Raw genomic sequence first — 12,967 nt, forward strand, 5'->3', positions numbered from 1 at the left:
GGTGGGGTTTCGATGAACGCGCCGTACGAAGGTGACCGTGCGCACGGCACTGGCGGGCCCGCGCCCTCCCAGGGCACTGCCCCCGGCGCCCCGGTGCCGGGACAGGTTCCCGCGCCCGCACCAGCGCCGGACCACGACCCCTATGTCCAGGACGCCTACGCCTACGACCCCTACCGGGCGCAGGACCTGTCCGCCCAAGACCCGGTGGCAGAGGTCCTGTACGACCGGGCCTCACACCCGCCGCCACCGCCCGGCACCTTCCAGGAGCCCGGTCCGCTCTACGCGGCCCCGCAGGCTCCCGCGTACGCCCCGGACCCCCGGGTATGGGCCCAGACCCCGCCGCCCGAGCCGGACGGCCCGTCACGGCACTTGCCCTACGGCGATCACGCCACGACCACGCAGTTCGTGGGCGTGGACTCCCTCGTGACCAAGGCCGCCGACCAGGACCCCCGTCCCGATGCCTTCGCCCACCTCTACCGGGACCAGGACGCGGCGCCCCGCACCCCCGCCGAGGACGCGCCCGTGGCCGCCCCGGCACCGAGCAAGCCCGCCGGACGCGCCTCGAGTCTGCTCAAGTCCAGTGCCCTGATGGCCGCCGGCACCATCGTCTCCCGCATCACCGGTTTCATGCGGACCCTGGTGATCGCCGGAGCGATCGGCGTCGCCACCCTCAACGACAGCTACCAGGTCGCCAACACCCTGCCGACGATGATCTACGTCCTGGTCGGCGGCGGCGCCCTCAACGCCGTCTTCATCCCGCAGTTGGTGCGCGCGATGAAGAACGACGAGGACGGGGGAGAGGCCTACGCCAACCGGCTGCTGACCCTCGTCATGGTCCTGCTGGGCGCCGTCACCGTGGTCTGCGTGCTCGCGGCCCCGCTGTTCATCGGCATGATGTCGCAGACGATCGCCGACGACCCGCAGCGGCTGGACGTCGCCGTCGCCTTCGCCCACTACTGCCTGCCCACCATGTTCTTCATGGGTGTGCACGTGGTCCTCGGTCAGATCCTCAACGCCCGCGGCCGGTTCGGCGCGATGATGTGGACCCCGGTCCTCAACAACATCGTCGTCATCGCCACCTTCGGCGCTTTCATCTGGGCCTTCGGCGGCTTCACCACCACGGGCGTCACCGAGGCCGGCATCACCCCCGAGGGCGTCCGACTGCTGGGCCTGGGCACCCTGCTCGGCCTCGTCGTCCAGTCCCTGGCGATGCTTCCCTACCTGCGCGACGCCGGCTTCAAGCCGCGCCTGCGGTTCGACTGGAAGGGCCACGGCCTCGGCAAGGCCGCCGGCCTGGCCAAGTGGACGTTCTTCTTCGTCCTCGCCAACCAGCTCGGCCTCATCGTCGTCACCCAGTTCGCCACCTGGGCGGGCGAGCTGGCCGACAAGCAGGGCCACGGCGGTACCGGCATCACCGGCTACAACTACGCCCTGCTGCTCTGGCAGATGCCGCAGGCCATCATCACCGTGTCCGTCATGACCGCCGTCCTGCCGCGCATCTCCCGGTCCGCCCACGACGGCGACGCAGCCGCCGTCCGTGACGACATCTCCTACGGACTGCGCACCTCCGCCGTCGCGATCGTGCCCTGCGCCTTCGCGTTCCTCGCCCTGGGCGTCCCGATGGCCGGCCTGCTCTACGCCGGTTCCGGCGCGGAGAGCGCCCAGAACATCGGTTTCATCCTGATGGCCTTCGGCCTCGGACTGATCCCGTACTCCGTCCAGTACGTGGTCCTGCGCGGCTTCTACGCCTACGAGGACACCCGGACGCCCTTCTACAACACGGTCATCGTGGCCGCCGTCAACGCGGGCATGTCAGCCGTCGCCTTCTTCGTACTCCCCGCCCGCTGGGCCGTCGTCGGCATGGCCGCCGCCTACGGCCTCGGCTACGCCGTGGGCGTCGGTGTCGCCTGGCGCCGACTGCGCACCCGCCTGGGCGGCGACCTCGACGGGGCGCACGTGATGCGCACTTACACCCGGCTCATCGGCGCCTGCGTCCCGGCCGCGGTCGTGGCCGGCGCAGTCGCCTACGCCGTCCTGCACTTCATCGGCAGCGGGGCACTCGGTTCCTTCACCGCCCTGGTGGCCGGCGGCATCGCCCTGGCGGCGGTGTTCCTCGTCGCGGCCAAGCGGATGCGCATCGAAGAACTCAACGCCATGGTCGGGATGGTCCGCGGACGCCTGGGACGCTGATGCGTACAACCATCCTGCTCCCTGGCGTGTCGTGCAGATCGGTGGACTGTGGGCACAATTGGCTTGGCTTCGCAGACTGGCCGACAGCGCGCAACGGATGGGGAGGCGGGGACGACGGTGGCGGAACGTAGCACGGCTGCCGTCGACGTGGCCGACAACGGCGGCGACGAGCCGCTGGCCGCGGAGACGGCCCAGGCCACGGCCGACGGGGTGGACACCGAGAACGGACAAGCCGCGGACGGAACCATGCCCGAGAAGGACGGCGATCGCAGGAACCCGGCACCCGCTGCCGCTCCCGAGCTGCACAGCGGCCACAAGCTGGCCAGACGCTACCGGCTCGAAGAGTGCGTCACCCGTCTGGACGGATTCAGCAGCTGGCGTGCGATGGACGAGAAGCTGCGCCGGGCCGTGGGCGTCCACCTGCTGCCCGCCGACCACGCTCGGGCCCGCGCCGTCCTGGCCGCCGCCCGCTCCTCGGCCCTGCTCGGCGACCCCCGGTTCGTCCAGGTCCTCGACGCCGTGGAGGAGAACGACCTCGTCTACGTCGTCCACGAGTGGCTCCCTGACGCCACGGAGCTCACCGCGGTCCTCGCAGCGGGCCCCATGGAGCCCCACGAGGCCTACCAGCTCGTCAGCCAGGTCTCCCAGGCCATGGCCGCCGCGCACCGCGAGGGCCTGGCACACCTGCGGCTGACCCCCAGCGCGATACTGCGCACCTCCACGGGCCAGTACCGCATCCGCGGCCTCGCCGTGAACGCCGCCCTGCGCGGCATCACCAGCGAGACCCCGCAGCGCTCGGACACCGAGGCCATCGGCGCGCTCCTGTACGCCTCGCTGACCCAGCGCTGGCCGTACGAGAACGACGCCTACGGCCTGACCGGTCTGCCCAAGGGCGTCGGCCTGATCGCCCCCGACCAGGTCCGCGCGGGTGTGCACCGGGGTCTGGGCGAGCTGGCCATGCGCGCCCTCGCCAACGACGGGGCCACCGCCTCGCGGCAGGAACCCGCCTGCACCACCCCGGAGGAGCTCTCCAAGGCCGTGGCCGCGATGCCCCGCATCCGGCCGCCGGAGCCCACCTTCACGGCCCCTCCGGAGTACCAGCACACCACGTACCAACAGGGCAGCTACGGCAGGCCCCAGGGCCCCGGCATGCCCACCGCGCAGGTCACCGTCGTGCCTCCGCCGCCACCCCTGCAGAGCCGTACCGGCCGCGTCCTCAAGTGGGGCGTCGCGGCCCTGCTGATCGCCGCCCTCGGACTGGGCAGCTGGCAGCTCGCCGACACCCTGCTCAACCGGAACAACCAGGGCACCAGCGGCAGCCAGACCACGCACGAGAAGGCCGACGGCACCCCGGAGAAGAAAGAGCCCACGGTCCTCTCCATCAAGGGCGCCCACGAGTACTACCCCGACGGCGTGGCCCAGGACGCCGCCAACGTGGGGAACACCTTCGACGGCGACGCCAGAACCTACTGGCGCACCAAGAGCTACCGCGACGGCCCCGAGATGGATCCGGGCTTCAAGGCCGGCGTCGGCATCGTCTACGACCTCGGCTCCGAGCAGGCGGTCAACGGCGCTTCGATAGCGTTGAGGTACGCCGGCAACCACACGACCGTCACGCTCTACGCGGCCAACTCCACGTCCTCGTCGACCCCGGTCGGCTCCATGAAGAAGATCGCGACCGGCAGCACGTCGGACAGCACGCTCAAGGCGACCACGGACGCACCGGTCACCACGCGCTACGTCGTCGTCTGGATCACGGCGATGCCGCAGGCGGGCACCGACACGTACAGCGGAGCGGGGTACAAGCAAGCCATCACGGATGTGAAGTTCACGGGCTGAAGGACAGCAGGGGAGGGGGCCGGCGTTGAACGAAGCCACACCCGGCGGCCGCAGCGACCAGGAACTTCTGGCGCTGCACGCCGCCGGAGATCCGGACGCCTTCGGCGAGCTCGTACGCCGGCACCGCGACCGGCTGTGGGCCGTGGCTCTGCGCACGCTCGGCGACCGGGAGGAAGCCGCCGACGCGGTGCAGGACGCCCTCGTATCCGCTTACCGGGCCGCGCACACCTTCCGCGGCGAGTCCGCCGTCACGACCTGGCTCCACCGCATCACCGTGAACGCCTGTCTGGACCGGGCCCGCAAGGCCGCCTCCCGCAGGACGTCCCCGCTCGACGACACGGACCGCCTGGAGCGCCTTCTGGAGCCCCACGAGTCCGCCGAGGCGCCCGCGGAGCGCCAGGACCTCCACCGGCAGCTACTGGCGGCCCTGGGCACCCTCCCGGCCGATCAGCGGGCCGCTCTGGTCCTCGTCGACATGCAGGGCTACCCCGTCGCCGAGGCCGCCCACATCCTCGACGTCCCCGTCGGCACCGTGAAGAGCCGCTGCGCGCGCGGCAGGGCGAAACTCGTCCCACTCCTCACTCATCTGCGCACGCATACCGGGGATAACACCGACACGGAGCGGGGAAGGAACCGGACACCGGGGACAACCGTCCCACCGACGGCAGACCGCGGGGACCCGGCCCCGGATCCCAACGCAGTGAAGGGCGGAGGTGGACGAGCGTGAACTCCACACCCGGCGCGACCGGCACGATCGGGCACCCCGACGTCTCGGAGATCTCCGAGCTGGCGGAAGGCCTCCTCTCCCCGTCCCGCACCGCGGAGGTCCGCAGCCATCTCGGCGACTGCCCCCTGTGCGCCGACGTCCGCGCCTCCCTGGAGGAGATCCGGGCCCTGCTCGGCACCCTGCCCGGGCCGGCCCGGATGCCCGTCGACATCTCCGGCCGGATCGACGCGGCCCTCGCCGCCGAAGCCCTCCTCGACGCCACCACCCGGCACGAGGAGCCCTGGACCGGCCACCCGGACCAGGCGGCCCCGGAGGTCCCCGGTCCCGATGTTTCACGTGAAACATCCACCGGACCGCTCGGTGGTCCCGGCGCCCTGCGGCCCTCCGGTCACCCGACCGGCCCAACCGGCCCCGGCCGGCGTCGCGCACGCCGCCGGATCGCTCTCGCGGGCGGCCTCCTCGCGGCGTGCGCCGCCGGCGTGATGGTGTTCGGCCTGATGTCCGGCGACCGTGCCATGTCCGGCCTGTCCACGCGGAGCGACGCATCCGCCGCCCAGTCCAGCTCCGGCGCTCCCGAGTACACCGCCCAGGGGCTCCCCGGCACGGTGCGCGACCTCCTCGCCTCCGGCAGCCCGGGGGACAAGACTGCGGGGGACGGGAACAAGACCTTGGGAGTGGAGAACAGCCCTCCGGCCGAACCCAGCCTCGCCCCGGCCGATGGCCGGGTGCCCCGGGCACCCGCCTGCGTACAGGAAGCCACCGGCCGCACCGAGGCCCCCCTGGGCTTCGAGTCAGGCACCTACGAGGGCAAGGACGTCTTCCTCATCGTCCTGCCCCACCCCGGCGACCCCGCCGTCGTGGACGCCTATCTCGTCGGCTCCGCCTGCGTCACGGACCCCTCGGCCTCCCCTGGAAAGCCCTTGCTCACCCGTACCTACCCGAGGGGCTGAGCAGCCGGAGGCCAAGGGGGGAAATCTCGGGAATGCAGGCGCCGTAGGATCCGTTGGGTGGGGTGAGAGTCCACACCGGCCCCCCGGTAGGCAGCAGGCAGTCCGCAGAGACGAGGAATCAACCCGTGAGCGACGTACGAAACGTGATCATCATCGGCTCCGGGCCGGCCGGTTACACCGCCGCCCTGTACACCGCACGCGCTTCGCTCAAGCCCCTGGTCTTCGAAGGTGCCGTCACCGCCGGTGGCGCGCTGATGAACACCACCGAGGTCGAGAACTTCCCCGGCTTCCAGGACGGCATCATGGGGCCGGACCTCATGGACAACATGCGTGGCCAGGCCGAGCGCTTCGGCGCCGAGCTGATTCCGGACGACGTCGTCGCCGTGGACCTCACCGGTGAGATCAAGACCGTCACCGACACCGCCGGCACCGTGCACCGCGCCAAGGCCGTGATCGTGACCACCGGTTCCCAGCACCGCAAGCTCGGTCTGCCCAACGAGGACGCCCTCTCCGGTCGCGGCGTCTCCTGGTGCGCGACCTGCGACGGGTTCTTCTTCAAGGAGCACGACATCGCTGTGATCGGCGGCGGTGACACCGCGATCGAGGAAGCCACCTTCCTCTCCCGGTTCGCCAAGTCCGTCACGATCGTCCACCGCCGCGACTCCCTGCGCGCCTCCAAGGCCATGCAGGACCGGGCCTTCGCCGACCCGAAGATCAAGTTCGCCTGGGACAGCGAGGTCGCGGAGATCCACGGCGAACAGAAGCTCACCGGCCTCACCCTGCGCAACACCAAGACCGGCGAGACCTCCGAACTGCCCGTGACCGGCCTCTTCATCGCCGTCGGCCACGACCCGCGCACCGAGCTGTTCAAGGACCAGCTCGAGCTCGACGCGGACGGCTACCTCAAGGTCGACGCCCCCTCCACCCGCACCAGCCTCACCGGCGTGTTCGGCGCGGGCGACGTGGTCGACCACACCTACCGTCAGGCCATCACCGCCGCGGGCACGGGTTGCTCCGCGGCCCTCGACGCCGAGCGCTTCCTCGCCGCCCTCGCGGACGCCGAGAAGGCGCACGCGGCGGTCTGACACCCTCAGACAGCACCACACCCCACACCCCACTCCCCGCAGGAAAAGAAGGAGGCCGCTGTGGCCGGCACCCTCAAGACCGTCACCGACGCAAGCTTCGATGACGACGTCCTCAAGAGCGACAAGCCCGTCCTGGTGGACTTCTGGGCCGCCTGGTGCGGTCCGTGCCGCCAGATCGCTCCGTCCCTCGAGGCCATCGCCTCCGAGTACGGCGACGAGATCGAGATCGTCAAGCTCAACATCGACGAGAACCCGGAAACGGCGGCCAAGTACGGCGTCATGTCCATCCCGACGCTGAACGTCTACCAGGGCGGCGAGGTCGTCAAGACGATCGTCGGCGCCAAGCCGAAGGCCGCCATCCTGCGCGACCTCGACGGCTTCGTCACCATCAAGGCCTGACGCACCCGCGTCCCGGGCCGGACGCGATCGCGTGACACGGGGCCGCCCCCTGCCAGGGGCGGCCCCGTTCGCATGCCAGGACGGACGGGACCCAGGCCGGCTGCCCCCGTCTCACAGCGGACGCAGCGCCGGTTCCTTCCGGGCCGCGCCCAGCAGCCGGTCCAGAGCCAGCTCCACGTCTTCCTTCCACGACAGCGTGGAGCGCAGCTCCAGCCGCAGCCGGGGACGCGTCGGATGCGGACGTACCGTCTTGAAGCCCACCGCCAGCAGGTGGTCCGCCGGCAGCAGACAGGCCGGGCCGTCCCAACGGGCATCGCCGAACGCCTCGATCGCCCGGAACCCCCTGCGCAGCAAGTCCTTCGCCACCGTCTGGACCATCACCCGCCCCAGCCCCTGGCCCTGGTACCCCGGCATGATCCACGAGGTGATGAGCTGTACCGCGTCCGGGGACACCGGGCTGGTCGGGAACGCCGTCGCGCGCGGCACGTACGCCGGCGGCGCGTACAGGACGAATCCCACGGGTACCTCGTCCACGTAGACCACCCGGCCGCACGAGCCCCACTCCAGGAGGACGGCGGAGATCCACGCCTCCTTCTCCTCAGCGGCGTTCCCCGCCTTCACGGCGGCCTCGCCACTGACGGGGTCCAGCTCCCAGAAGACACAGGACCGACAACGCCGGGGCAGGTCTTGGAGGTTGTCCAGCGTGAGCGGTACCAGCCGACGACCCATGACCGCATGGTATCCACAGCGCGAATCACCCGAAACCGCGACAAGGCAAAGGGGGCGGGCCGCACCGGCTCACACCGGCACGACCCGCCCCCAGGCTGTGGGTTACTCCCCGCCGGCGCCCTGGTCCAGCACCCGGCCCTCGCCCGGCGCCAGAGTCCCCAGAATCCGCTCCAGGTCCTCCATCGACGCGAACTCGACGGTGATCTTGCCCTTCTTCTGGCCGAGATCCACCTTCACCCGCGTCTCGAACCGGTCCGACAACCGCGTCGCCAGCTCGTTGAGCGCCGGAGCGACCCGGGCACCCGCCCGCGGACCCTTCGGCTTCACCGCACTCGGCGACTCCGACCCCATCAGCGCCACGATCTCCTCGACCGCACGCACCGAGAGGCCCTCGGCCACGATCCGGTGCGCCAGCCGGTCCTGCTCCTCGGAGTTGTCCACCGACAGCAGTGCCCGCGCGTGCCCCGCGGACAGCACACCCGCCGCCACCCGCCGCTGCACGGGCGGGGAGAGCTTCAGCAGGCGCAGCGTGTTCGAGACCTGCGGACGGGAACGCCCGATCCGGTCCGCCAGCTGGTCGTGCGTGCAGTTGAAGTCCTGGAGCAGCTGGTCGTACGCGGCCGCCTCCTCCAGGGGGTTCAGCTGCGCCCGGTGCAGGTTCTCCAGGAGCGCGTCCAGCAGCAGCTTCTCGTCGTCCGTGGCCCGGATGATCGCCGGAATCCGGTCCAGGCCGGCCTCCCGGCACGCCCGCCAGCGCCGCTCACCCATGATCAGCTCATAGCGGTCCGGGCCGGACTGGCGCACCACCACCGGCTGGAGCAGACCCACCTCCTGAATGGAGGTGACCAGCTCGGCCAGCGCGTCCTCGTCGAACACCTCGCGCGGCTGCCGCGGATTCGGCGTGATCGAGTCCATCAGGAGCTCTGCGAACGTCGCCCCCGCCACCTCACCGGCCACCGGAGCGGCGACCGGCTCCGGCTCGCTCACGGACGAGGCCACCGATGATGTTTCACGTGAAACATCGGCCTGCGCCAGCGAAGCCAGCTTCGCCGCCGCGACACCCCGCTCCGAAGGCAGCACCGGCACCGCCGACGGGGACATCGACCCGGCGCCGATCACCGGCGGCACCTTCTCCTGGGGAGCGGCGGGAATCAGCGCGCCGAGCCCCCGCCCCAGACCCCTACGTCGCTCACTCACTGGATCCCCTCCGCCATGCTGTGCGTGTTGTTCATGCCCGCACCCTGATGGGGGTGCTGGGGGTCGTACTGGAATCCGGCCCCGCGCAGCGCGATCTCCCGCGCCGCCTCCAGGTAGGAGAGGGAACCGCTGGAACCCGGGTCGTACGTCAGCACCGTCTGCCCGTAGCTCGGAGCCTCGGAGATGCGCACCGACCGCGGAATGCTCGTGCGCAGCACCTCCTTGCCGAAGTGGGTGCGCACCTCCTCCGCCACCTGCGAGGCCAGCCGGGTCCTGCCGTCGTACATCGTCAGCAGGATCGTCGACACGTGCAGCGTCGGGTTCAGGTGCGCCCGCACCAGGTCCACGTTGCGCAGCAGCTGGCCGAGGCCCTCCAGCGCGTAGTACTCGCACTGGATCGGGATCAGCACTTCCGCGCCCGCGACCAGGGCGTTCACCGTCAGCAGGCCCAGCGAGGGCGGGCAGTCGATCAGGATGTAGTCGAGCGGCTGCTCGTACGCCTGGATGGCTCGCTGGAGACGGCTCTCCCGTGCCACGAGGGACACCAGCTCGATCTCCGCACCCGCCAGGTCGATCGTGGCCGGCGCGCAGAAGAGCCCCTCCACGTCGGCCACCGGCTGGACGACCTCCATCAGCGGACGGCTGTCCACGAGCACGTCGTAGATGGACGGCACGTCCGCGTGGTGGTCGATGCCCAGCGCCGTCGAGGCGTTGCCCTGCGGGTCGAGGTCGACCACCAGGACGCGGGCGCCGTGCAGGGCCAGGGATGCGGCCAGGTTCACGGTCGACGTGGTCTTGCCCACGCCGCCCTTCTGGTTGGCCACCACCATGATCCGGGTCTTCGGGGGCCTCGGCAGGCCCTCGCCCGCACGTCCGAGGGCCTCCACCGCGATCTGGGCGGCACGGCCGATGGGCGTGTCTTCGTTGTCCACCAGGGGCGGGGCCGATGTTTCACGTGAAACATCGTCGCCCGGGAATTCAGAGCGGGGACCGGGGACCGGATCGGCCATCGGCCCCGCAAGGTTGGCGTCTGACCGCACGGTGTCACTCTCCTCGGCATCAGGCTCGCGATGAACAGAGCCTGCCATGTCACCGGGGTTGCGAACCAGCGGGGCCCGTACTCCTGTGGATGAATCCACCGATGTGGACAACTCCGTCCCCCCTTCACCCTTGCGGAGACGGGGGGACGTAGCCGCACGACCGCGGCTGATGATTCCGTGCAGCAGAGAGCGACGTTTCACGTGAAACACGATGCCCGGACGGAGTCATCCGGCCGCTACGACACTCCGAAATCCATACCTATAGGGCTCAACACCCCTGCGATACGGCTGCGAACACTGCCCGGCAGGGGCTCAGCGGCGCCGGCGCGTACGGCTCACCCGGGCGGCCTTGGCCCGCTTCGCCGCGAACCGCACCCCGCCGGGGCTTTCCCCGACCTCGACCCGCACCACGGTGGAGAGCGGGTCCACGATCCCCTCGCCGACGTGGAGCACCGAGGTCTTCACCACACCGAGCTTGGTCAGCGCGGCCTTCGCCGCCACCAGCTCCTCCTCGGCGGTGTCGCCCTTCAGCGCCAGCATCTCGCCGTACGGGCGCAGCAGGGGCACACCCCATCCAGCGAGCCGGTCCAGCGGTGCCACCGCGCGCGCCGTCACCACGTGCACCGGCTGGAGCTTGCCGAGGACTTCCTCGGCCCGCCCGCGCACGACCGTCACGTGGTCGAGCCCCAGGAGCTCCACGACTTCCTGGAGGAAGTTCGTGCGGCGCAGCAGCGGCTCCAGCAGCGTGATCTTCAGGTCCCTGCGCACCAGGGCCAGCGGAATGCCGGGGAGACCGGCGCCCGAACCCACGTCGCACACGGTGACGCCCTCGGGCACCACTTCCGAGAGCACGGCGCAGTTCAACAGGTGCCTCTCCCAGAGCCGCGGCACCTCGCGCGGCCCGATCAGGCCCCGCTTGACACCCGCGTCCGCCAGCAGCTCCGCGTACCGCACAGCTTCCGGGAAATGCTCACCGAACACCGCACGCGCCTCTTCAGGCGCCTGGGGTGCTTCTTCGGGCATCGGGGGAAGCTCAGCTGCCTCCGTCACGGGGACCGTCCTTCCGTACCGCATGGTTGTGGCCGTGCCGTGCCGCGGGCCACGTCGTCACTGCCAGGCTGACAAACATCGGCCCCGCCTGCGAGACAGACGGGGCCGGACACTCAAGCTTCCGGTCAGGCCGGAAGCACGACGACGAAGCGCTGCGGCTCCTCGCCCTCGGACTCGCTCCGCAGACCGGCGGCCGCCACGGCGTCGTGGACGACCTTCCGCTCGAAGGGGGTCATCGGGTCAAGCTTCAGGGGCTCGCCGGACGACTTCACGTCCTCCGCCGCCTTGGCGCCGAGAGCCGTCAGCTCCTCGCGCTTCTTCGCCCGGAAGCCGCCGATGTCCAGCATCAGCCGGCTGCGGTCCCCGGTCTCGCGGTGCACGGCGAGACGGGTCAGCTCCTGCAGAGCCTCCAGCACCTCGCCGTCACGGCCCACGAGCTTCTGCAGGTCGCGCGCGGATTCGCTGACGATGGAGACAGAGGCGCGGTCCGCCTCGACGTCCATGTCGATGTCGCCGTCCAGGTCGGCGATGTCCAGCAGACCCTCAAGGTAGTCGGCCGCGATCTCACCCTCCTGCTCGAGGCGGGTCAGGGTGTCGCCACTCTCAGCGGCGGCGGTGGTGGTGCCTTCCGTCACGGGAGGGACTCCTTCTTACTTCTTGGGAGAGGGCTTGCTGGGGGGCGTCTGGCGCTGAGACTTCGACTGCCGCTTGGGCTGCTGGCGCTTCTGGGCACCACCACTGCCGGCCGCGTCGGCATCGACCGTCGCCTCGACGCTCTTCGTCACGGAGCCGTCCGCCTGCGCGGCCATGCCCTGCTTGGAGAGACCGGAGATGAACTTGCGCTCGTTGTCGTTGCGGTCCGCGCCCTTGGCCACGATCGCCGCGACGATCTTCTTCTTGCCCCGGCCCTTGAGCTCACCGTGCGCAGCCACCTGCTTCAGCAGGCGCGTCAGGTACTGGTCCTGGGCCATGCTGCCCGGGGTGGGGTTCCGGCTGATCACGAACATCTGCTGGCCCATGGTCCACAGGTTCGTGGTCAGCCAGTAGACGAGGACGCCGACGGGGAAGTTGATGCCCATGACCGCGAAGATCAGGGGGAAGACGTACATCAGCATCTTCTGCTGCTGCATGAACGGCGTCTTGACCGAGAGGTCGACGTTCTTCTGCATCAGCTGGCGCTGCGTGTAGAACTGCGACAGCGACATCATCACGATCATGACCGCCGTGACGATCCGCACGTCGGTGATGTCGGCGCCCAGAGCGGCGACCTTGTCCGCGCTGTCCGTGAACTTGGACGCGAGCGGGGCTCCGAAGATGTGCGCGTTACGCGCGCTCTCCAGCAGCGGGCCGTCGATCTTGCCGATCGGCGTGCCGTTGGCGATGGAGGCAAGCACGTGGTAGAGCGCGAAGAAGAACGGGGACTGCGCCAGGATGGGAAGGCACGAGGAGAGCGGGTTGGTACCCGTCTCCTTGTACAGCTTCATCATCTCTTCGGACTGGCGCTGCTTGTCGTTCTTGTAGCGCTCCTGGATCGCCTTCATCTTCGGCTGGATCGCCTGCATGCCGCGCGTCGCCTTGATCTGCTTCACGAAGAGCGGGATCAGGCAGATGCGGATCAAGATCACCAGGGAGACGATGGACAGGCCCCAGGCCCAACCACTGTCCGCGCCGAACATGGCGCCGTACACCTTGTGGAACTGAACGATGATCCACGAGACGGGCGTGGTAATAAAGCTGAACAGACTGGCAATCGTGTCCACT

At 70.2% G+C, this 12,967-nt stretch carries 12 protein-coding genes; 6 read left to right on the forward strand and 6 right to left on the reverse strand.

The window, feature by feature from the left end:
• Positions 1–12 precede the first annotated feature (12 nt).
• The 6 genes from murJ to trxA all read left to right on the forward strand — a co-directional run bounded on the left by murJ (position 13) and on the right by trxA (position 7,190).
• On the forward strand, positions 13–2,190 hold the full coding sequence (murJ, locus tag ACODT5_RS37810) for a murein biosynthesis integral membrane protein MurJ (protein WP_422523536.1): 2,178 nt from the start codon (positions 13–15) through the stop codon (positions 2,188–2,190).
• Between the two features lie 117 nt (positions 2,191–2,307).
• Positions 2,308–4,029: a protein kinase family protein gene (locus ACODT5_RS37815; RefSeq protein ID WP_422523537.1), complete on the forward strand. Its 1,722-nt coding sequence runs from the start codon at positions 2,308–2,310 to the stop codon at positions 4,027–4,029.
• 25 nt (positions 4,030–4,054) lie between these two features.
• Positions 4,055–4,756 carry an RNA polymerase sigma factor SigM gene (gene sigM, locus ACODT5_RS37820; RefSeq protein ID WP_422523538.1) on the forward strand — a complete coding sequence of 234 codons (702 nt, stop codon included), beginning with the start codon at positions 4,055–4,057 and terminating at the stop codon, positions 4,754–4,756.
• Entirely contained in the window at positions 4,753–5,706 is a 954-nt protein-coding gene (locus tag ACODT5_RS37825; RefSeq protein WP_422523539.1) for an anti-sigma factor family protein, read from the forward strand. Before sigM ends, ACODT5_RS37825 begins: the two co-directional genes overlap by 4 nt.
• Positions 5,707–5,831: 125 nt before the next feature.
• Complete coding sequence (trxB, locus tag ACODT5_RS37830) at positions 5,832–6,791, forward strand: thioredoxin-disulfide reductase (protein WP_422523540.1); 960 nt, start codon at positions 5,832–5,834, stop codon at positions 6,789–6,791.
• A 60-nt stretch (positions 6,792–6,851) separates the two neighbouring features.
• Complete coding sequence (trxA, locus tag ACODT5_RS37835) at positions 6,852–7,190, forward strand: thioredoxin (protein ID WP_266906852.1); 339 nt, start codon at positions 6,852–6,854, stop codon at positions 7,188–7,190.
• A gap of 111 nt (positions 7,191–7,301) precedes the next feature.
• Here trxA and ACODT5_RS37840 read toward each other — a convergent pair whose 3' ends face one another.
• From ACODT5_RS37840 to yidC, 6 genes are all read right to left on the reverse strand, one after another.
• Positions 7,302–7,919: a GNAT family N-acetyltransferase gene (locus ACODT5_RS37840; RefSeq protein WP_422523541.1), complete on the reverse strand. Its 618-nt coding sequence runs from the start codon at positions 7,917–7,919 to the stop codon at positions 7,302–7,304.
• Between the two features lie 102 nt (positions 7,920–8,021).
• Positions 8,022–9,116, reverse strand: a complete 1,095-nt coding sequence (locus ACODT5_RS37845) for a ParB/RepB/Spo0J family partition protein (protein WP_422523542.1) — start codon at positions 9,114–9,116, stop codon at positions 8,022–8,024.
• On the reverse strand, positions 9,113–10,204 hold the full coding sequence (locus tag ACODT5_RS37850) for a ParA family protein (protein ID WP_385368557.1): 1,092 nt from the start codon (positions 10,202–10,204) through the stop codon (positions 9,113–9,115). The genes ACODT5_RS37845 and ACODT5_RS37850 overlap by 4 nt, the downstream gene beginning before the upstream one ends.
• A 264-nt stretch (positions 10,205–10,468) precedes the next feature.
• A complete protein-coding gene (gene rsmG / locus ACODT5_RS37855; RefSeq protein WP_327257575.1) occupies positions 10,469–11,179 on the reverse strand; it encodes a 16S rRNA (guanine(527)-N(7))-methyltransferase RsmG in 711 nt (236 codons plus the stop codon).
• Between the two features lie 152 nt (positions 11,180–11,331).
• Positions 11,332–11,841, reverse strand: a complete 510-nt coding sequence (locus tag ACODT5_RS37860; protein WP_385368553.1) for a Jag family protein — start codon at positions 11,839–11,841, stop codon at positions 11,332–11,334.
• A 15-nt stretch (positions 11,842–11,856) separates the two neighbouring features.
• Complete coding sequence (gene yidC, locus ACODT5_RS37865) at positions 11,857–12,966, reverse strand: membrane protein insertase YidC (RefSeq protein WP_422523543.1); 1,110 nt, start codon at positions 12,964–12,966, stop codon at positions 11,857–11,859.
• Between the last annotated feature and the right edge of the window lies 1 nt (position 12,967).

This window comes from Streptomyces tatrensis, from assembly GCF_049310065.1.
Classification (GTDB): Bacteria; Actinomycetota; Actinomycetes; order Streptomycetales; family Streptomycetaceae; genus Streptomyces.